A 20,945-nucleotide genomic window follows, 5' to 3' on the forward strand; every position below is an offset into this window, starting at 1 on the left:
GATGGTCCGCCCCGGCTGTCGCCCCGATCGCTGCGCACTGGGGCTCCAGAGTAGCTTTGTGCGCCGGCACTCCGTGAAGATCCACATGGCCGTCATCGCGGTGTGTGGCGACCGAGCGAACCTGTGACGCCGCTGATCAGGCGCGTATTCGCGGAGTCCTGGTGTTGCAGCTCTCCGGCCGTGACTATCTTGCGATGCGCTCGATGCAGAACTCCGTGACAGCGGCGACCATCTGGTCGAGTCCGGGTTGCTCGAGCGGATAGTGACCTGCGTTGTCCAACATCACCGTCGTCACGGGCACTCTGCGGATCCTGGACAGGAAGGGTTCCGCCAAATGGAGCGGTGTCCACCTGTCGGCTGCCGGCTGCGTCAGTAGCACGGGGCAGATGTCGAAGTCTTCGGGTTCGATCGCCGGCTGGTAGGCCATGTAGCTGTGCAGGAAGGCGACCGTCGCGCTGTTGCCTGCCGAGGTCTTGTCCGCATAGCAGGCGCGTTTCGCCGCCCGGTCGTTCACGAGCGTGCGCATCTTGCTGACCAACCGCATCGGGAGCCGCATTCCGCGCAGTGGTGTGCGGGCCAGCGTCGCCATGACGCCGGCCCCGAGCAGACCGCTGACCGGATCGAAAGCAGTCTCGACGCGCACTCGGCGATCGCGCTGGTCGAGAAAGGTCATCCCGACGATGCCTGCGACATGCCTATTGAGCGCGGCGACGTGATAGGTCTCCATGCCGCCGGCGGACAGGCCGTAGAGCACGATCGGACGGTCATCTTCAGCACGTTCGGCGTCGATGAGGTCCGAACCGATGGCGACCCAGTCGTCGTAGGTCACGAGTGCATCCGGAGCGGTCTCGGTGACGCCGTAGGTGGGCATGTCGATCGCGATGGTTTCGTAGCCCCGTGTCGCGAGGGGGCGCCCCAGGATCGTCGACATCTGGCGGCCATTGGTGCCGACCCCGTGGAACAGGATCACTTTCACAGGTGCCTGCGGGTTGCGGTAGGTATCGAGATGGATCCGGTGGCCGCGATGATCCCACCACTCCTCGGTCGGCGCGGTCTCGTCGGTCATGCGGAAGGCCTCGGGAAGGTAGGTCTGGATGGTGCGCCACTCGGGCTGGGCTGCGTAGTTCATGGCGATGACTATGAACCAGCCCCAAGGCTAATGCAAGGGCGACTAGCGTTTAACATGGTGTTGTGAGCCAGAGGACGCCCAAACCGCGGCCCGGAGGAAGAACGGCGCGTACCCGCCGTGCGGTCATCGAGGCCGCGATCGTCCTCCTGTCCGAGCGTGGGCTGTCGGATGTCACCATCGGGGATGTCGCTGCGCGGTCGGGCGTCCACGAGACGACGATCTACCGCAGGTGGCGCAACAAGGACGCCCTGATCAGCGACGTTCTTCTGACGCTATCGGAGGAGACCCTTCCGGCGCCGGATACAGGCTCCCTGCGCGGCGACCTCGTAGCCGTCGTCGAGGGGGTCGCCGCCTTTCTGCGGACTCCGCCGGGCTATGCCCTGACCTACCTCAACGCGGCGAGTAACGGCACGACGGCCGGGCAGGCCCGCGACGCATTCTGGGCTGACCGATTCGCGAAGGCGCAGGGGATCTTCGACCGAGCAGTCGAACGGGGAGAGATCGTCGATGCCGCGGTCGCGGAACTGGCGTACGAGGCGTTGATCGGGACGATGCACTTCCGGATCCTCGGACGGCGCCGTGAGCTCGACCCGGATATCGCGCACCGTCTCGTCGATCTCGTTCTCGACGGCGTTGATGCGATCCCTCCGTCCGGTGACTAGCGGAGCGGAGGACGGCCTAGTGGTCGCTTCGTGCGTCAGACGTGCGAGATGCCCCGCAGTACCGGCGGTGACGAGTGAGCAGAGGTCAGCTCGCCGCGATGCGGCACAGACCGTCCGCCAGGCGGCGTAGGACGTTCGCGTCCTGGTAGGTACGGGGTGAGACCGTCGCCCCGGTCGTTGCGCCACGGCACAGTTCGAGGTTCGACGAGCACCACCCTCACGTACGGATCGGGGACCGTCGCCGGACCGTTGCGGTGAAGCCGGCGTTGAAGGTCAAGCCGCGGTCGTCCATGACGTGGTCGGTGGGCACGGACCATTCGAATGCGCGCAGCAGATGGTGCAGCGTCGTCAGCACTTCGAGGCGAGCGAAATTCATGCCGAGGCACTGATGCGGCCCGCCGCCGAACGGCATCCACGCCATACGGTGCGGCAGGTCGCGGGTGAAGCGCAGTGGGTCGAACTCGTCGGGGTTCTCCCACACCTCTGGCATGTGGTGGTTGGCCTCCACCAGTACGACTACGAACGTCCCCGCGGGTATGAAGTACTCGCCCAGAGCGGTGTCGTGCCGCGTTGCACGGGGCAGCGCCGGTACGGGCGGACGCAGCCGAATCGCTTCGCGCATAACAAGATCGAGGGTCGTCAGATCGGCGAGATCTCCGTATCCGAGCACGTCGGGCGCGGCGACCGCCTCTGCGCGTGAACGCTCCTGCCAATCAGAGGATTTCGCCAACTGGTATGCGGCGGAGGTGAGTGCGATCGTAGCGGTGTCGTGGGCCGCGAACAGCATGAACACCATGTGGTCGACGATCTCGTCGTCGGTGAAGACGGCGCCGTCGGGGTCCTGCGCGGAGCACAGGGCTGAGAACAGGTCCGCCCCGGGGTCGGCGCGCTTGGCGGGAAGAATGGCGCGGAAGAACTCGGTGACCGTCGCACGGCCGCGGATTCCTCTGCGCCACAGGGTTCCCGGGAGGGGGGCACGCACCATCGATCCGGCCGCGGCGATCATATCGGCGCAGGCGCGGTTCAGACGTTCCGTATCGGTGCGCGGCAGATCGATTCCCGCGAACACCCGCAATGCGACATCGAGGGTGAGTGCCTTGAACTCCGAGCGCATCTCCACTTCACCCGTCGGGAATCCGTCGACGGTCTCGGTGATCACCCGGTGCAGCTCGCTCGCGTATCCGCGCAGCCGCTCGGTGGTGAAGGCGTGCTGCATGATTCGTCTGTGGTCACGATGCTCTTCGAAATCGAGTAGTAGGACGCCGCGCTGGAAGAAGCGGCCGATCGCGTAGCCGTAGACGGGGCCGTTGGCGAACGCGCGATCCCGGTTCCGCACGATCTCTTCGGCCAGCGCGGGGCCCTGGGCGATCACTACGTCGCGTCCCAGCGCGTTGACGAACGCGACCTCGCCGTACTGCTGATGGAGCGTGCGCGCCAGTGCCGACGGATCCCGGACCAGCATCCTGGCCGAACGGATCGGATTCCATCGCGGCCCGGGGACGGCCTTCAGGTCGGCACGCGTCGCAGGGACTCCCAGTGATCGATCCATCGGCGACTCCTGATCGTCTGCTTCGTGCCGAACCTACGCCTCGGCGCCGCTTCCCGCCACGATCATGAAACCCCAGTTGTGTTGGTGCCCTTGGATAATTCACCCGTACGCGTACTGCTGGGCGGATTATGCGCAGGCGCCCTCTGCCGTGCGGACGGCGGCCTCATCCACCGTCACCCGTCCGTGGCGCGGCTCGCGAGGTAGGCGGTGTCGCCGGCTCCGTCGACGGCGCCCCGCCTACAGCGTTGTCCCAGCGTCGGCGGACCGGCCCCCACCGCGCATCGAAACGCGCGGTTCGGGTGGCCGCGTGTGCCCGGCGTTCCGGGCCGTAGAAGCGTCGTGCCCATGGGGAGTGTGGTCGCGCGAGCCGCAGCGCAGCGATCACCGAGACCGGGATGAGGAAGACGGCTATCAGCGCCGTCGGGTACTTGCCCTTCGCGGCAGTGACGCAGACGCAGACCAGATGTAGCGCCAGTACCGCGAGGCCGACGCCTCGCACGACCGCGATACCGACGGGAAGACCGTTGATCCCGAGCGGCGACAGGCCGGTCGCCGCGAGCCCCAGGCACGCGGCCGCGAGGCTCACGACCGAGACCGAGAGCTGCCCGTCCTTGGTCCAGTAGTCGTCCTCGAGGTGGAAGATCATCGCGAACTCGTCGAGAACGAGCGAGGCTCCGACGCCGATCATCGCCCCCGCTACATAGATCCATGCAGACGGTCCGGGTGTCCCGACGGCCACGAAGCCGCCCGTGACCAGAAGGATGATTCCCGGTGTCGAGTGGTGGAGATGAACGCCGCCGCTGCTGACGTTGTGGAATGGGCCGCGGCCCGCTCGGATGAGCCGGGTGATCGTTCGCGTGGCCGCGAACGTGACCACGAAGGCGATGAAGGTCAGCAGGATCGGGCCCTTGCCGCCGTCGATGACCTCGTGCTGCCACCACGTCTGCCACCAGGACCCGGGGGAATGCGACATCGTCGGGACGATAGCGGAGCGATGTGCGCGCCCACCATCGTTCGGCTCGCCTACGCGCGCGAACCGGCCATACCCGACGCCGGGTCGAGGCCCTGGAAGGAGGGCTCTACGTCAGCGTGGCGAGTTCCTGACGTTCGACGGACACGGCGCGTCCGTCGTCGAGTTTCACCGCCACGTTGACCGGGTCGTTGCCGATGACGGTTCCATAGGTGGCGGTCTCGCTGATCAGCCGCACGCGGTCGCCCTGTTCCATGTGTGTCTCCAGACGTAGGGGTGGGATCTCAAGGTAGGCCGGGTCGCTGCCTGACGCGCGGCGCCACGGACTTGTTCACGAGATGTTCATGTTGACAAAGATCCGATTCGCATTAGAGCGTACCGTGATATGGGTCACGGTGCCGTGGTTGGACCGGACTAGTCTGGTTTCAGCCGATTCCCAGCCGAACCCGGTAGACACGGTGAGGATCGGAACCGAGGAGGAGCCAGATGGGGTTGATGGACCGGGTGCGAGGCGAGCTGGTCGACATCATCGAATGGATCGATGACAGCCGCAGCACAATGGCGTGGCGCTTCCCGCGCTACAACAACGAGATCAAGAACGGCGCGCAGCTGATAGTGCGCGAGGGCCAGGAGGCGCTCTTCGTGTACCGCGGCCGGCTTGCGGACCGCTACGGCCCCGGTCACTACGAACTCATCAGCGAGAACATGCCGATCATGTCGACCCTGCAGGGCTGGCAACACGGATTCAAGAGCCCCTTCCGCAGCGAGGTCTACTTCGTCAACCACCGTCCGATCACGGATCTGCGGTGGGGCACCCCGAATCCGATCACGATCCGCGATCCCGACTTCGGCATGGTCCAGGTGCGCGCCAACGGGCTGTGCGTGGTTCGTGTCGTCGATGCCGAGGTGTTCCTCCGCGAGGTGATCGGTACGGACAGCAACGTCGACGCCGACGAGATCGCCGAGCTACTGCGCCGCACCATCGCCACCGCGTTCTCGGACATGTTGCTGCAGACCGGTGTGGGCGCGATCGACCTCCAGGGTCGCCAGGTGCAGCTCGCCGATCAACTGAGGCAGTACGTGCAGACCCGCGTGCAGGCGCAGTACGGCATCACGTGCGAGTCCATCGAAATGAACATCTCGCTACCGGACGAGATAACCGCGGCAATGACCCGGGGCGTCGCACGCGGCGTGGAGGAGCGGGGCTTCATAGACAACGTGGGTGACATGAATCGCTTCCAGCAGGGCCGGGCGGGCGATGCGATGCTCGCGTCAGCGCAGAACCCCGGTGGCGGCACCATGGGCGACATGATGGCCGCCGGGATGGGCATGGCCATGGCCCAGCAGTTCGGGCAGAACTTCCAGGGCGACCCACAGCAGGGGCAATGGCAGCAGGGTCAGCAGGCGCCTCCGCCGCTCCCGGGCGCGTCGGTGTATCACGTCGACCAGGGTGGCCAGGCCGCCGGGCCGTTCCCTATCGCGCAGCTGCGATCGATGGGGCTCACGCGCGAGACGCTCGTCTGGGCGCCGACGATGCCCGGCTGGGCCCCGGCGGGCCAGGTCGCCGAGCTCGCCCAGCTCTTCCATCAGAGCCCGCCGCCGCTGCCCGGCCACCAGCCGCCGGAGCCGCCCGCCGGCGGTGCGCAGTGACCCAGCCGCCGCCGCTGCCGCCGCCTCTGCCGCAGGCTCAGCGGGCCCACGCACCCGTGGCCGCCGATCGCGCGATGCTCCAGACCACCGAACAGACCCGCACCTATACATGCGAGTCGTGCGGAGACAACCTCGTCTTCGAGCCGGAGACGGCTCAGCTGGAGTCCCCGAGCTGCGGGCGGCGATACCCGATAGTGGTCGACCCGGATGCAACCCTGCCCGTGCACGACCTGAACACCGCGATGACCGCGCTGCGCCAGCAGCAGGCGCGCGGGCTCGCGGCGCCGGCGGTGGACAAGCAGGTGGTCTGCCAGTCCTGCGGCGGGAAGACGATCTTCAGCGGCACCCTCACGGCGGTCCGGTGCCCGTACTGCAATGCCCCGATCCAGCGCACCGACGTCCAGGACGCACCCGCGCGCCTCGCGGTCGATGCCGTGGTACCCATGCGCGTCGGGGAACAGCGGGCGCGCAGCGAGATCGAGCGCTGGATCGGCAAGCGCTGGTTCGCCCCGCGCGAGTTCAAGAGATACCGCGTCCTCGGTTCGTTCACGAGCGTCTACATGTCGTACTTCAGTTACGACGCGCAGGCGTTCACGGAATACACGGGTGAGCGCGGCGACAGCTACACGGTCACGGACCGGGAGGGGCGCCAGCAGACCCGGATCAACTGGTACCGGGTGCGCGGGCGGGTCCGCGACGACTTCGAGAACCTCACCGAGCTGGCCAACGGTGGATTGGACGGCGACAAGGTACGCGCGCTCGAGCCCTGGCCCGTCGGGGACGCCGAGCCGTACCGACCCGAGTTCGTCGCCGGGCACCTGGCGCGCACCTACGACGGCGACGCGGGTCAGGTCTTCGAGGCGCAGGCGAAGCCGCGCATGGAGTCGATCATCGAAGGCACCATCCGGCGCGATATCGGCGGCGACTATCAGCGGATCCACCAGCGCAGCACCAGCTTCTCGATGCTCAACTTCATGTACGTGCTGCTACCGCTGTGGCTTCTCACCGTCACGTTCAGCGGTAAGCCTTTTCAGGTCTTCGTCAACGGCGTGACGGGCGAGGTCTCGGGACAGCGGCCCTGGAGTGCGGTCAAGATAGCCGCCGCGGTGATCGCGGCGCTGGTCGTGGTGGTGATACTGGTATTGCTGTACCGCTATTACCAAGCCTCCGGAGGTACCCGGTGAAGGTCGCTATCGTCGTCGTCGCGCTCGTGGTGCTGCTTGTCGCCTGTGCGGCGACGCTGTTCGGGATCGCATTGGTGCGCTCATCGCGCGCGCACCTGCGCAGCGAGTCGTCCCTGCCGTACCCCTCGGCGGTGCCCGCGTCGTGGGCGGGCTCGCACGACCCCGAGGCGCGCCTGCACCGTCGACTCCGGGACGCGATGCGGGCAGTCATCTCCGCCGACGCGGGTGCGGCGCAGATCGACGGCCGTGTGCGCCTGATGATCGCGGCCGAGGAGATCGACCGGCGGCTCGTCGCCGTCCATGCCTTGCCGGCGGACCGGAAAGCGCAGCCGCTCGCGCAGGTGGAGGGCTGGATCACCGTCATCGAGCAGGCTGCCACCGAGCTGGCGTCGGACCCCTCCGCTTCGCTGCCGCTGGACAGCGCGGTCGGCCGGCTCAGCGGGCCCGACGGCCCGGCCGCGTCCGCTCCGCGTGCTCCGGGCGGTCCGGCCGAGATCGGCTGATCCGCCCGGATCCCAGGAGATGCACGGGAAACGTCCAGGCTCGGCGCAACCACCGCCGTAACGCTGATCGCGTGAACCTCGTCTTGGACCAGCCGTCCGGTGCCGCGCCCGAAGCCCCGCGCCGACGCCTTCCGCGCCGCCAGCACCTGCCGCTCGCCGTCCTGCTCGTCGTCACCGCGGTGGTGTATCTGTGGGGCATCACCCGCAACGGCATGGGCAACGACTTCTACGCCGCGTCCGCATGGGCGGGATCGCAGAGCTGGAAGGCCCTGCTGTTCGGGTCCCTCGACCCGGGCAACGTCATCACGGTTGACAAGCCACCGCTGTCGCAGTGGGTGATGGGTCTGTCCGCCAAGGCTTTCGGCTTCTCGAGCGCCTCGATCCTCATCCCGCAGGCGCTGATGGCAGTGGTCTCCGTCGGGCTGATGTACGGGACGGTGCGGAGGATCGCGGACCACACCGGCGCCGGGAGCGAAGCGAGCGGGCCGCATGCGACCGGCGCCGGGAGCGAAGCGAGCGGGCCGCATGCGACCGGCGCCGGGAGCGAAGCGAGCGGGCCGCATGCGACCGGCGCCGGGAGCGGAGTGCGGTCGACGGTGGCCGGCCTGATCGCAGGCGCGCTGCTCGCGCTGACCCCGGTGACGGCGCTCATGTTCCGGTTCGACAACCCCGACGCCGCGATGGTGACGCTGATGATCGCGTCGGCGTACTTCACCGTCCGCGCGGTACAGACGGACAGGAGGGGCGGCCGGTGGCTCGCGCTCGCGGGCGTCGCGCTCGGGTTCGCATTCCTTGCGAAGATGCTCGAGGGCCTCATGGTGCTGCCCGCGCTCGGAGTCGTATACCTGGTCGCGGCGCCCGTCGCGCTGCGGCGTCGGCTGCTGAACCTCGTCGGCGCTGCGGCGGCCCTGGTGGTGTCGTCCGGCTGGTACGTGGTTCTCACGATCCTGTGGCCCGCCTCCTCCCGGCCGTACCTGGCGGGTTCGACGAACAACACGTTCATGGATCTCGTGCTGGGCTACAACGGCTTCGGTCGCCTGGCGGGCAACAACCATCACGGCGGGGGCCGCCCCAAGATGAGCCCCGAGATGGTCGAGATGATGGAGCAGTTCCGTCGGCAGATGGAGCGTTCCGGCGGCTGGTCGGCGTTCGGCGGTCAGGCCGGCGCGGCAAGGCTCTTCACCGGCGAGTGGGGGCTCGAGGTGTCCTACCTGCTTCCCGCCGCTCTCGTCGCCCTGGTCTTCGTACTCGTCTCGCGCGGGCGGGCGCCGCGAACGGATCTCATGCGGGCAGGCGCGCTGCTGTTCGGGTTGTGGACCGTGATCGATGCGGTCGTGCTCTCCGAGGGCAAGGCGGTGGCGCATGCCTACTACAGCCTGGCCGTGCTGCCCGGCATCGTCGGTCTGGTGGCGATCGGCGGAGCCGAGGCCTGGCGTCGACGCGACGACTGGTACGGCCGCGCGGGCATGGCGCTGATGATCGTCGCCGCCGGTGGCTGGGGCGTGGTCCTGCTCGCGCGGGAGTCATCGTATGCACCGGCTCTGAAGTGGTGCGTCGGGGTGGCGACCGTGTTGGCGGCCGCTGCCGCCCTGGTGCCGCCGGACGCGTACCGCCGCGCCCGTGTGACGACGGTGCTCGGTGGCATCGGGCTCGTCGTGGCGGTGTTCGCGGTCTTCGGGGCGACGACGTCTTTCACGCTCACGGCCCTCGTACACCCGCATACGGGCGGATCGCCGTCGGTTCTCAGCAACCGCGGCTTCGGGGGCGGAGGCATCGGAGGAGCACGCGGCCACTCGGCCTCGGCAGGAAGGAGCGGTTCGAAGAAGGCTCGGGACGCCGCCGGATCCAGCGGTCTCGCCGCCTGGTTCGGCGGGTCGGGCGACCAGAAGCGGATCGACGCGATGCTGGCCGGGACGAATTCCGAATGGGCTGCGGCCGTGAGTGGTTCGTCGCAGGCGGCGCAGTACGAGCTGGCTACGGAGCGGCCCGTCATCGCGATCGGTGGTTTCACGGGTCAGGACCCTGCGCCGACGCTGGCCCAGTTCGCGGGATATGTGCGTGACCACCAGGTGTCGTACCTGATCGCCCGGTCGCAGTCCTCCGGAAGAGGTTTCGGCCCGGGCGGGCGCGGTAACGCGACCACCGACGAGGTGACCTCTTGGGTCGAGAAGTACTTCCCGTCCTCCACCGTCGACGGCCAGACCGTGTACGACCTTCGCAGTCCTACTCAGGAGGCGCTCGCGGCCGCGTGATCGTGCCCCGGAGGCTACACCGGGGGGCGCCATGTCAAATCTGCGTAACCAATGACGTTGCATATGGCGCAATGCCTACGCACATCCACCGATTCGGGTCTAGATTCACCGAGCAGGTCGCCGTGAAAGCATCCGACGGCCGCTGGCTGAAGAAGATCGGTGGAGGTCACGAAATGCATCGTCGTCTCGCAACCGGGGGAGTCGCGCTCTGTGCCGCGGTGGCCCTCACTCTGACTGCGTGCGGGTCCAAGTCCACGTCCGGTGGAGGAGGCGAGGCGTCCGGCGGTAGCGGGTCGGCCGCGGCCACGGGACTCACCATCACGCCGCTCGCCCAGATCGACACGTCGGGCAAGGAGGTGCCCACGTCCGATGCGGGGCAGGCCGTGCTGCCGTCCGCACTCGGTAACGCGCCCTGCCCTGCGACGAATATCGCGATGGCCGGTGCGCTGACGGGCGACAATTCGGCGCTCGGCATCAACATTCGCAACGGTGCGCAGCTGGCCGTGAATCAGCACAACGCCGCCAACCCGAACTGCAAGATCACGCTCAAGTCGTTCGACACCGAGGGCGACCCGCAGAAGGCCACGCAAGTCGCCCCGACGATCACCGGCGATCAATCGATCATCGGCCTGATCGGCCCGGCGTTCTCCGGCGAGACCAAAGCCACGGGTTCGATCTTCGCGCAAGCCGGTCTCGTCGCCACGACAGCGTCGGCGACCAACCCCGATCTGGCGAAGAACGGTTGGCGGACCTTCTATCGCGGTCTCGCCAACGACGCCGTGCAGGGGCCGGCCGTCGCCAAATACATGGCGGGCAAGCTCGGCTACAAGAGGGTCTGTGTCATCAAGGATGATTCCGATTACGGTGTGGGCCTTGCGAAGACGATCACCGAGGGCCTCGGCTCCGCGCACGACGCTTCGTGCGACGCGGACGTCAAGAGCAAGGAGCGGGACTTCTCCGCGGTGATCAACAAGCTCTCGCAGGCGAAGCCGGACGCGATCTTCTACTCCGGCTATTACGCGGAGGCGGCGCCGCTCGTGACGCAGATGCGCCAGCAGGGGCTCCAGACCGTGTTCGTCTCCGGTGACGGCACCAACGATCCGAACTTCGTGAGCCAGGCCGGCCAGAGCGCCAAGGACGCCTACCTGTCGTGCCCCTGCGGCCCTGCCAAGGATCCGTTCAAGGGTGACTACACCAAGGCGTTCAACATGGCGCCGGGTGTCTACTCGGTCGAGGCCTACGATCTGGCCACCATCCTGATGAAGGGCATCGAGGAGGGCAAGCGCACCCGCCCCGAACTCCTCGACTACGTCAAGAACTACAGCGGCCAGGGCCTGGCCCGCCACTACCAGTGGAACGCCCAGGGTGAGCTGACCAGCGCGCTCATCTGGATCTACCAGGTCAAGTAGGCAGGTGCTGGCGGCGACGATGGTCGACGGGGCGTTGCACGCCTCGTCGATCACCTTCAATCCGTCCGGGCTCGTATCCGGGTTCTGGACGCTCACCGTCGAGGGGCTCACGTACGGGGCCATCTACGCGCTGGTAGCGGTCGGGTACACGCTGGTCTACGGCGTGCTGAAGCTGATCAACTTCGCGCACTCCGAGGTATTCATGGTCGGGATGTTCGGCCAGTACTTCGTGCTGACGGTGCTCGGCTTCAGTCCGAACGGCAATACGTACGACCAGGGCGTGCCCCTGACGGTTCTCTACCTGCTGGTCGCTGGTCTGGGTGCGATGGTGGTGTCCGGCCTGGTCGCGCTTGGGCTCGAGCGGGTGGCGTACCGCCCGCTGCGTCGGCGCGGCGCGAAGCCGCTCGTCTTCCTCATCACCGCGATCGGCATGTCGTTCGTACTGCAGCAGTTCGTCGAGTTCGTGCTGCCCGACATCATGCGGGGTCCGCCCGCGATGGGCGGGACCACTGCGCAGCCGGTGATCTCGCTGGTGCGCCCGTCTCAGCAGTTCACGTTGTTCGGTGCGCAGATCACCAATGTCACGCTGATCATCGTGGTCGGCGCGCTGCTGCTCACCCTCGGTGTGGACCTGCTGATCAATCGCACGGGCTTCGGCCGGGCCATCCGCTCGGTCGCGCAGGACCCGGACGCGGCGACACTGATGGGTGTCTCGAAGGAGCGGGTCATCATGCTCACCTTCGTGATCGGCGGGTTGCTCGCCGGTGCGGCGGCGTTGCTGTACACGCTCCGGGTGCCCAGTGGCATCGTCTACAACGGAGGTTTCCTCCTAGGCATCAAGGCTTTCAGCGCTGCCGTGCTCGGCGGCATCGGCAACATCCGCGGCGCTCTGCTGGGCGGTCTGCTGCTAGGGGTCTGCGAGAACTACGGCTCGATGCTGTTCGGGAACCAGTGGAAGGACGTCATCGCGTTCGTGCTGCTGGTGCTGGTCCTGATGATCCGGCCCAGCGGCATCCTCGGCGAGAAGTTGGCGAGGGCCCGCGCATGACGGATACGACCAAGCGTTGGTCCGCCCCCTCGTCGGGCGAGGACTCGGGTGGGCGGCGGAAGGGGTTGGTCGACCCGCTCCGCGACTGGTGGGATGGCCTGTCCCGGCCTGCGCAGTGGTGCGTCGGCGTGCCGGTCGTGCTGCTGCTGGCTCTGGTGCCGGTGGTTCCGTTGCCGCTGATCCCGACCACCGCAACCAACTTCGGCGGCGTGATGGCCCAGGTAGCGATGCTTGCTTTGATCGCGATCGGCCTCAATGTGGTGGTCGGCCAGACCGGCCTGCTCGATCTGGGGTACGTCGGGTTCTATGCGGTCGGTGCGTATACCGTCGCGATCCTCACGAGCCCGACGAGCCCGCTGTGGGGCTCGAAGTCGCACGGACTCTTCGACCACGGAGGCACCTGGGCGTGGCTCGCGTGCGTGCCACTCGCCATCGTCATCACGGGCGTGTCGGGCCTGATCCTGGGCACACCGACGCTACGGCTGCGCGGTGACTACCTGGCCATCGTCACACTCGGGTTCGGCGAGATCGTCCGGCTGTCGGCCGAGAATCTGACCGACATCACGAACGGGTCGTCCGGTCTGTCGCAGGTGGCCTTCCCGCCCGTCGGGAAGTCGGCAGCGAACAACGGGTCCGGGGTGTTCTCGTCGGGCAACAACGCCGACACGATCAACTCGGGGGTGTGGTGGTACTGGCTCGGGATAGTACTGGTCATCGTCGTGCTGCTGTTCGTGGGCAACCTCGAGCGGTCCCGGGTGGGGCGCGCGTGGGTGGCGATCCGTGACGACGAGGACGCGGCCGAGATCATGGGTGTGCCCACGTTCCGATTCAAGCTGTGGGCCTTCGTGATCGGCGCCGGCATCGGCGGGCTCTCGGGTGCGCTGTACGCGGGCCAGGTGCAGTACGTCGATCCGCTCAACTTCAACGTCATCAACTCGATGCTGTTCCTGTGCGCGGTCGTGCTCGGAGGCCAGGGCAACAAGCTGGGTGTCATCGTCGGAGCGTTCCTCATCGTCTATCTACCGGCGCGGGTGCAGGGAATCCACGTCGGGTCGCATTCGCTCGGCGACTACAAGTACCTCTTCTTCGGGATCGCGCTCGTAGTGCTCATGATCTTCCGCCCGCAGGGCCTGTTCCCTGCGCGGCAGAAGCTGATCGCATTCGGTCGCCGCATATACCGCGGCGCGGCGATGGGAGGTGCGCGATGACGGGATCCCCGGGCGACGTGCCCCCGGAAGGCGTGCCTGCGGACCGCGCGCCGGCTGACGACGTGGTTGCCGAGGAGGTGGCCGAGGCGCACGCCGAGGAGGTGGCCGAGGCGGTCGCGCCGCAGCGCGAGGTGGCCGCCGACGTGGGCGAGACCCTGCTGTCGGTCGAGGGGTTGTCGGTAGCGTTCGGTGGCCTCAAGGCCCTCGACGACGTCACCTTCCAGATCAGGCGGGGCGAGATCCTGGGGTTGATCGGACCCAACGGTGCCGGGAAGACGACGTGCTTCAACGCCATCACCGGCGTGTACCGGCCGAGCGCGGGGCGGGTGCTCTTCGACGGGGCGCCGCTGGCGAAGGTCAAGCGCAACAAGATCACCCGGCTCGGGATCGCACGCACCTTCCAGAACATCCGGCTGTTCTCGGAGATGACGGCGCTCGAGAACGTCGTGGTCGGGACGGACGCTAGGCATCGCACGTCGGTGATCGGCGCTGCGCTGAGGCTGCCGCGGCACTGGTCGGAGGAGCGCGACGCCGCCGAACGCGGCATGGCGCTGCTCGAGTTCGTGGGCATCGGGCACCGCGCGGCCGAGCGGGCGCGCAATCTGCCGTACGGCGACCAGCGGCGCCTCGAGATCGCCCGCGCCCTCGCGACGGAGCCGAAACTGCTGTGTCTCGACGAGCCGGCCGCCGGATTCAATCCGAGCGAGAAGGCCGCACTCATGGCGCTCATCCGCAAGATCCGCGACGACGGTTACACCGTGCTGCTCATCGAGCACGACATGCGCCTGGTGATGGGTGTCTGCGACCGGATCGTCGTACTCGAGTTCGGCCGCCGCATCGCCGACGGTCTGCCCGCCGAGATCCGCGAGAACCCGGCTGTGATCGCGGCCTACCTGGGGGTCCCTGATGACGAGATCGCCTGAGCCCGAAGGGGCTGAGCCGGAGAACGGCGCTGCCCCCGTACTGGAGGTCACGGATCTGGCGGTCCGTTACGGACGCATCCAGGCCCTGCACGGCATCTCCCTGACAGTCGCTCCCGGCGAACTGGTGACCCTCCTGGGGGCGAACGGCGCGGGCAAGTCGACGACGATGCGCGCCCTGTCGGGACTCGTCCATCCTGCTCGCGGCCGGATCTTCTTCGAGGGCCGCGACATCACGGGGATGGCGGCACACGACCGCGTCAAGGCGGGCATCGTGCAGGTACCCGAGGGGCGGAGAGTGTTCCCCGGTATGACGGTGCAGGAGAACCTCGACATGGGTTGCCACGGCCGCAAGTTCGACGACAAGGACTCGTACCGTTCGACGCTGGACTACGTGTTCGAGCTGTTTCCGCGGCTGGCGGAGCGCCGGAAACAGATGGGCGGCACCATGTCCGGTGGCGAGCAGCAGATGTTGGCGATAGGCCGCGCCCTGATGGCCAGGCCGAAGCTACTGCTGTTGGACGAGCCGTCGATGGGGCTCGCGCCCATGGTGATCCAGCAGATCTTCTCGATCATCGCGAAGATCCACGAGGAGGGCACGACGATCCTGCTGGTCGAGCAGAATGCACAGCAGGCACTGAGCCGGTCCGACCGGGGCTACGTCCTCGAGACGGGAAATGTCACCATCTCGGGGGAGGGCCGTGCGTTGCTGAAGGACCCCGCGATCCGCGCGGCGTACCTGGGAGTGGCGTGAGCTGAGGGTTACTTGTCGGCGTCGGTCACTAGACTGCCCGTGTGACCTCCCCTACGAGCCAGCCCACCGCAGTCGATACAGGCCCCGCCGAGGACGCCGCAGAGCGTCCGACGATGATGCTGATCGACGGTCACTCGATGGCGTTCCGCGCGTTCTTCGCGTTGCCGCTGGACGGGGGCAAGTTCCGCACCACCACGGGGCAGGCGACCAACGCGGTATACGGGTTCACCTCCATGCTGATCAACCTGCTGCGGGACGAGAAGCCCACGTACGTGGGTGCGGCGTTCGACGTGTCGCGGCAGACCTTCCGGACGGAGATGTACCCGGAGTACAAGGCGCAGCGATCGTCGGCACCTGACGACTTCAAGGGGCAGGTCGACGTGACCAAGGACGTCCTCGGCGCCATGGGGATCCCCGTAATGGCGGTCGAGGGGTACGAGGCCGACGACGTCATCGCGACGATGGCGACACGTGCGCAGGCCCAGGGCTACAGGGTGCTCATCGTGACGGGCGACCGGGATGCGCTGCAACTGGTCAACGACGACGTGACGGTGTTGTACCCACGCAAGGGCGTGTCGGACCTGACGCGTTTCACCCCCGAGGCAGTGGAGGAGAAGTACGGCCTCACGCCCGCGCAGTATCCGGACTTCGCGGCGCTACGCGGCGACCCGTCGGACAACCTGCCCGGCATCCCGGGCGTAGGCGAGAAGACGGCGACCAAGTGGATCCGCCAGTACGGCGATCTGGACAGTCTGGTGCTGCACGTCGACGAGGTGAAGGGCAAGGTCGGTGACAACCTGCGTGAGCACCTCGCGAGCGTGCAGTTGAACCGGCAGATCACAGAGATGGTCCGGGATCTGTCGCTGCCCTACACGCCCGACGAACTGGCACTGCAGCCGTGGGATCGCGATGCCATCCACCGGCTCTTCGACGACCTCGAGTTCCGCGTGTTGCGAGACCGCATCTTCACCGACCTCGCGTCGTCCGAGCCGGAGGTCGACGAGGGCTTCGAGATCTCGGGCGGGCTCGTGCCGGCCGGCACCGTCGAGGCATGGCTCGACGAGCACGCGCGGACGGGCGAGCGGCACGGTCTCGGTGTGGTCGGACCCGAGGTGGTGGTCGACGGGGACGTCGACGCCGTCGTCATCGCAGCCTCGGACGGTGAGGGTGGCTACATCGACACGGCGACCCTGACGCCCGAGGACGAGGCTGCGCTCGGGGCTTGGCTCGCCGACCCTGCGCAGCCCAAGGCGGTGCACGAGGCCAAGTGGGCGATACACGCGCTGCACGCGCGCGGGTGGGAACTCGGCGGGCTGTCGTCGGACACGTCGATCGCCGCGTACCTGGTGCGGCCCGGGCAGCGGACGTTCAAACTCGACGACCTGTCGCTGCGCTATCTAAAGCGGGAGCTGAGGGTCGAGGGCGACAGCGGTGACGGGCAGATGTCGCTGCTCGACGACCCGGACAGCGTGGATGCGGACAAGGTGCGCGAGCAGATCTTGCGGTCGCGCGCGATACTCGATCTCGCGGCGGCTCTGGACGAGGAACTCGACGAGATCGAGTCGCAGCCGCTACTCGCGGAGATGGAACTACCTCTGCTGCAGGTGCTCTCGGTGATGGAGGAGACCGGGATCGCGGTGGACACCGATCAGCTGGAGGGGCTGGCGAGCGACTTCTCCGATCGGATCAGGGCCGCGGAGGCGTCGGCATTCGAGGAGATCGGCGAGCAGATCAACCTGGGCTCTCCGAAGCAGTTGCAGGTGGTGCTGTTCGACAAGCTGGGACTGCCGAAGACCAAGAAGACCAAGACCGGCTACACCACGGATGCGGCGGCGCTGGAGTCCCTGTACGAGAAGGAGCCGCACCCGTTCCTCCAGCACCTGCTCGAGCATCGGGATGCGACCAGACTCAAGGTCACGGTGGATGGATTGTTGAAATCCGTTGCGGCGGATGGCCGTATCCATTCTACTTTCAACCAGACCGTTGCCGCGACCGGGCGGCTGTCGTCGACCGAGCCGAATCTGCAGAACATCCCGGTGCGTACGGAGGCGGGGCGGCGGATCCGGCACACGTTCGTTGCCGGCACCGGCTACGAGACGCTGATGACGGCCGACTACAGCCAGATCGAGATGCGCATCATGGCGCACCTCTCCGAGGACGCGGGGCTGATCGAGGCGTTCAACACGGGCGAGGACCTGCACAACTTCGTCGGGGCCCGGGCCTTCGGCGTGCCGATCGACGATGTCACGCCCGATATGCGGCGGCGGGTCAAGGCGATGTCGTACGGGTTGGCATATGGGCTGTCGGCGTTCGGGCTCGCAGCGCAGTTGAAGATCTCGCGTGACGAGGCCAAGGAGCAGATGGAGGCGTACTTCTCGCGATTCGGCGGAGTGCGCGACTATCTGCAGCACGTCGTCGTGGACGCGACCCGCAAGGAGTACACCGAGACGATCCTCGGCCGTCGTCGCTACCTGCCCGATCTCACCAATACCAACCGGATGCGGCGCGAGGCGGCCGAGCGGATGGCCCTCAATGCGCCGATCCAGGGTAGCGCCGCCGACATCATCAAGGTGGCGATGATCGGTGTGGCAGAGGCATTGCGAGAACAGGGGCTCCGGTCCCGGATGCTGTTGCAGGTCCACGACGAGCTGGTGTTCGAGGTCGCCGACGGCGAGCGATCTGCTCTGGAGGAGCTGGTGCGGCAGGAGATGGGCCATGCGATCGACCTGTCGGTGCCGCTGGACGTGTCCGTAGGGTACGGGCGCACGTGGGACGAAGCGGCACACTGAGCCGTCGGCCTGCTCGCCTTCGCGGGGCTTAGACGCCGTCGAGCAGGGCGCGCCGGCAATGGGCGGGACCTGAGCGGATCGACGAGCACGTCGCTGCGGCACTCGACCGGATCCTTGTCGAGCGACATTGACCTGCGGCGTGTCGCTTCGGCATCATGGCCGGATGCGGTGCGGGCCGGGTGAGGCGGGACCCACGGGTCCGGCTCAGCGGCAACCGCTGGGTGCTTCACACGGTTACACCTCGCGTCCGACGCCGGTCAGTGCGCTTCGCGCACCCGACGGCGCCGCGGGCGACAGTTTCTGGTCACCCGGCCCGCGTCGCTGCCATGAGTAGGGTTGTGGTGTCCCGGCCGCTCCCGAGGCATGTCCAGGTCAGCGCCGTACGCACGCTCGCAGCAGTGCATCCCGACGACTGGAACCGTCGCGACCTGACCAGTGACCTCGGCCGAGTCGTCGACGCCGCCCTTGCCGAGGAACTCGCGCGGCATGTCCTACGCAACCACCCGCGCCCGCCGCGCCCCCGGCTCGCGCTCGCCACTGCGGTAGGCGCATTCCGCGTCGAGGTCGCGCTCGAATCCGAGGCGCCCGGCCGCCTCGTCGGCCGAACGCTCGCCGACATCGGCGACGTCGCGCGGCTACTGGACTCGACCGTCCCTGAACTGGAATGGTTCGCCGACCTGGGTGGGTGGCTGCGGACGAAGCCTCCTCCACTGCGGCACTACAAGGTCGAGCGGATACCGAAGCGCGGCGGCGTGCGGCTCCTGGAGATCCCGAAGCCGCGGCTTCGGGAGGCGCAGCGGCGCGTATTGCGCCACGTACTGGATCCGGCTGAGCCCCATTCGGCGGCAACGGGCTTCCGGCGAGGAGGATCCGTGCACGGGTTCGCGCAGCCGCACACCGGCGCCGCGATCGTGCTGCGGGTCGACCTCCGGCAGTGCTTCGCGACGGTCACGTATCCGCGCGTTCGAGGTGTGTTCAGCTCGCTGGGCTACCCGCGTGGAGTTGCGAAGATACTTGCCGGACTGTGCACTACGGCGACATCACCGACCGATCTGCGCGGCCTCGACGCCTGGAGCGCCGCGGTCCTGCGGGCGCGTCACCTGCCGCAGGGAGCGCCGACGTCGCCCTCTCTGGCGAACCTGGCGATGCGTCGTCTGGACGCCCGCGTGGCCGGGCTTGCAAGGGCACGCGGGCTCGAATACACCAGGTACGGCGACGATCTCGCACTCTCGGGTCAGATGGATTCCGGGCTTGTCGCGGCGGTGGTAGCCCGGATCGTCGCGTCGGAGGGCTTCGAGGTGAATCCGGCGAAGACGCGCGTGATGCACCGGCACGGGCAGCAGGAGTTGGCGGGCGTGGTGGTCAACGAGCGCGCGCAGGCGCCACGCGCGGAGTACGACACGTTGCGTGCGCTGCTGCACAACGCGGCGCGCTTCGGTGCAGAAAGCCAGAACCGTTCTGGGGTACCAGACTTCCGTGCGTATGTGTACGGGCGGATCGCATGGGTGGGGCAGGGGAACTCCGTTCGCCGAGAGCGATTGCTGTACCTCGCCGATCGAGTCCGGTGGTGAGCGTGCGGTGGTGTTCGCGACGAGGGATACTTGTCGGTGTTCGATACTAGGGTGTGAGTATGAACACAGTATCGAATTCCTTGGAGAACGATTCGACCTCGACGGGTGTCGTGGCGGCGCGTGTCGCACTTCTCGCAGACCCCCTGCCGGACGGTGACGTCGAATTGCTGCAGCGCATAGGCGAGCTGGAGCAATTGCGCTCGCTAGTGGGGGCTGAGATGTCGCGGGCGCTCAGCGGGTTCCGCGATCTTCGGGTCGCAGAGCGCGCCGCTCGCGGAATCGCGCCCGATCGCCGCGAGCTGGGCGTGGCGCACGAGGTGGGCCAGGCGATGGGCGCGTCTCCGCATCGCGCGTCATCGGCGCTGAGGACGGCGAAGGCGCTGTGCGGTGCTCTGCGCCACACGATGGCGAGGCTCACGGCAGGCGAGCTCTCGCCGGAGCGTGCGCATGCCGTCGTGGTCGGGACCTCCCATCTGGACGATGCCGAGCGTCGTCAGGCGGACGAACGTCTGTGCGCGGACTCGGCGGTGCTCGACGGACTGGGAACAGCGCGCACGATCGATGCGGTCCGCAGGGTGTCGTACGAGCTCGATCCGGAGGGCACGCTGGCCCGTTGGGCGAACGCGGCGAAGGACCGCCACGTGTCGATCCGCCCGGTTCCCGACGGTCTCGTCAGGATCTCGGTGCTACTGCCGACCCCGCAGGGGGTCGGGCTGTGGGCAGCGCTCGGACGGGCCGCCGACCAGCGTCCCTGTGACGGCCGTACGCACGCTCAGTTCATGGCAGACACCGCGTACGAGCGGATCGCCGGCCGCCCGGGCACGGCCGCGCCGCCGGTGCACGTAAACCTCACCGTGTCGGACGCGGTGCTCGTCGGCGATGCCGCCGGGACAGGTTTCCTTGCCGATGGTGGCGGACTGCCCGGCGAGATCGCGCGCCGGCTCGTCGCGGAGGCCAGCGAGGACGGCCTGGCCTGGCTGCGTCGGCTCTACGTGACGCCCGAGACAGGAGCTGTCGTCGCTATGGACTCCCGCGCGCGCACCGTGCCGGAGGGGATGGCTCGACTGATCCGCGCACGCGATCAATACTGCAGGACCCCCTACTGTGACGCGCGCATCCAGCACATCGACCACGTCCATCCCGCTGCGGAGGCAGGGGAGACGTCGGTCGATAACGGACAGGGGCTCTGCCGGGCCTGCAACTTCGCGAAGGAGGCCGACGGCTGGTCGGCGCGGCCGGTAGCGGATGCGACCGGGCGCCACACTGTGGAGACGACGATGACGTCCGGCGTCGGCTACCGCAGCACTGCGCCCCGGCAGGCTCCGCCTGCCGCAGCGTGATCGGGAG

General features: G+C 67.7%; 17 protein-coding genes. 13 read left to right on the plus strand and 4 right to left on the minus strand.

What is annotated here, in order from left to right; all coding sequences use genetic code 11:
* Positions 1 to 184: 184 nt before the first annotated feature.
* Entirely contained in the window at positions 185 to 1,129 is a 945-nt protein-coding gene (locus P0W64_RS02415) for an alpha/beta fold hydrolase (protein ID WP_275478448.1), read from the minus strand.
* 62 nt (positions 1,130 to 1,191) lie between these two features.
* On the opposite strand from P0W64_RS02415, the gene P0W64_RS02420 reads away from it, so the two are divergent.
* On the plus strand, positions 1,192 to 1,791 hold the full coding sequence (locus P0W64_RS02420) for a TetR/AcrR family transcriptional regulator (protein WP_275478449.1): 600 nt from the start codon (positions 1,192 to 1,194) through the stop codon (positions 1,789 to 1,791).
* A gap of 217 nt (positions 1,792 to 2,008) precedes the next feature.
* On the opposite strand, the gene P0W64_RS02425 is transcribed toward P0W64_RS02420, so the two are convergent.
* The 3 genes from P0W64_RS02425 to P0W64_RS02435 form a co-directional block, all read right to left on the minus strand.
* Positions 2,009 to 3,340 (minus strand): cytochrome P450, encoded by a 1,332-nt coding sequence (locus P0W64_RS02425; RefSeq protein ID WP_275478450.1) that lies wholly within the window; start codon positions 3,338 to 3,340, stop codon positions 2,009 to 2,011.
* Positions 3,341 to 3,503: 163 nt separating this feature from the next.
* Positions 3,504 to 4,313: a hypothetical protein gene (locus P0W64_RS02430; RefSeq protein WP_275478451.1), complete on the minus strand. Its 810-nt coding sequence runs from the start codon at positions 4,311 to 4,313 to the stop codon at positions 3,504 to 3,506.
* Between the two features lie 106 nt (positions 4,314 to 4,419).
* Positions 4,420 to 4,566 (minus strand): hypothetical protein, encoded by a 147-nt coding sequence (locus tag P0W64_RS02435; protein WP_275478452.1) that lies wholly within the window; start codon positions 4,564 to 4,566, stop codon positions 4,420 to 4,422.
* 230 nt (positions 4,567 to 4,796) lie between these two features.
* On the opposite strand from P0W64_RS02435, the gene P0W64_RS02440 reads away from it, so the two are divergent.
* The 12 genes from P0W64_RS02440 to P0W64_RS02495 all read left to right on the plus strand — a co-directional run bounded on the left by P0W64_RS02440 (position 4,797) and on the right by P0W64_RS02495 (position 20,938).
* On the plus strand, positions 4,797 to 5,960 hold the full coding sequence (locus tag P0W64_RS02440) for an SPFH domain-containing protein (protein ID WP_275478453.1): 1,164 nt from the start codon (positions 4,797 to 4,799) through the stop codon (positions 5,958 to 5,960).
* On the plus strand, positions 5,957 to 7,144 hold the full coding sequence (locus P0W64_RS02445; RefSeq protein WP_275478454.1) for a hypothetical protein: 1,188 nt from the start codon (positions 5,957 to 5,959) through the stop codon (positions 7,142 to 7,144). Before P0W64_RS02440 ends, P0W64_RS02445 begins: the two co-directional genes overlap by 4 nt.
* Positions 7,141 to 7,647 (plus strand): hypothetical protein, encoded by a 507-nt coding sequence (locus P0W64_RS02450; RefSeq protein ID WP_275478455.1) that lies wholly within the window; start codon positions 7,141 to 7,143, stop codon positions 7,645 to 7,647. The genes P0W64_RS02445 and P0W64_RS02450 overlap by 4 nt, the downstream gene beginning before the upstream one ends.
* Before the next feature lie 71 nt (positions 7,648 to 7,718).
* Positions 7,719 to 9,899 carry a glycosyltransferase family 39 protein gene (locus P0W64_RS02455; protein WP_275478456.1) on the plus strand — a complete coding sequence of 727 codons (2,181 nt, stop codon included), beginning with the start codon at positions 7,719 to 7,721 and terminating at the stop codon, positions 9,897 to 9,899.
* A gap of 173 nt (positions 9,900 to 10,072) precedes the next feature.
* Positions 10,073 to 11,308 (plus strand): branched-chain amino acid ABC transporter substrate-binding protein, encoded by a 1,236-nt coding sequence (locus tag P0W64_RS02460; RefSeq protein WP_275478537.1) that lies wholly within the window; start codon positions 10,073 to 10,075, stop codon positions 11,306 to 11,308.
* A gap of 19 nt (positions 11,309 to 11,327) precedes the next feature.
* Entirely contained in the window at positions 11,328 to 12,356 is a 1,029-nt protein-coding gene (locus tag P0W64_RS02465; protein WP_275478538.1) for a branched-chain amino acid ABC transporter permease, read from the plus strand.
* Positions 12,353 to 13,564 (plus strand): branched-chain amino acid ABC transporter permease, encoded by a 1,212-nt coding sequence (locus P0W64_RS02470; protein WP_275478457.1) that lies wholly within the window; start codon positions 12,353 to 12,355, stop codon positions 13,562 to 13,564. Before P0W64_RS02465 ends, P0W64_RS02470 begins: the two co-directional genes overlap by 4 nt.
* Complete coding sequence (locus P0W64_RS02475) at positions 13,561 to 14,487, plus strand: ABC transporter ATP-binding protein (RefSeq protein WP_275478458.1); 927 nt, start codon at positions 13,561 to 13,563, stop codon at positions 14,485 to 14,487. The genes P0W64_RS02470 and P0W64_RS02475 overlap by 4 nt, the downstream gene beginning before the upstream one ends.
* Positions 14,471 to 15,238, plus strand: coding sequence for an ABC transporter ATP-binding protein (locus tag P0W64_RS02480; protein ID WP_275478459.1), 768 nt, complete (start codon positions 14,471 to 14,473; stop codon positions 15,236 to 15,238). Before P0W64_RS02475 ends, P0W64_RS02480 begins: the two co-directional genes overlap by 17 nt.
* Positions 15,239 to 15,279: 41 nt before the next feature.
* Positions 15,280 to 18,027 carry a DNA polymerase I gene (gene polA, locus P0W64_RS02485; RefSeq protein ID WP_275478460.1) on the plus strand — a complete coding sequence of 916 codons (2,748 nt, stop codon included), beginning with the start codon at positions 15,280 to 15,282 and terminating at the stop codon, positions 18,025 to 18,027.
* A 326-nt stretch (positions 18,028 to 18,353) separates the two neighbouring features.
* Positions 18,354 to 19,598, plus strand: coding sequence for a reverse transcriptase family protein (locus P0W64_RS02490; protein WP_275478461.1), 1,245 nt, complete (start codon positions 18,354 to 18,356; stop codon positions 19,596 to 19,598).
* 59 nt (positions 19,599 to 19,657) lie between these two features.
* Positions 19,658 to 20,938: an HNH endonuclease signature motif containing protein gene (locus P0W64_RS02495; RefSeq protein ID WP_275478462.1), complete on the plus strand. Its 1,281-nt coding sequence runs from the start codon at positions 19,658 to 19,660 to the stop codon at positions 20,936 to 20,938.
* Positions 20,939 to 20,945 lie beyond the last annotated feature (7 nt).

Source organism: Tsukamurella sp. 8F (assembly GCF_029167375.1).
In the GTDB taxonomy this organism is placed as follows: Bacteria; Actinomycetota; Actinomycetes; order Mycobacteriales; family Mycobacteriaceae; genus Tsukamurella.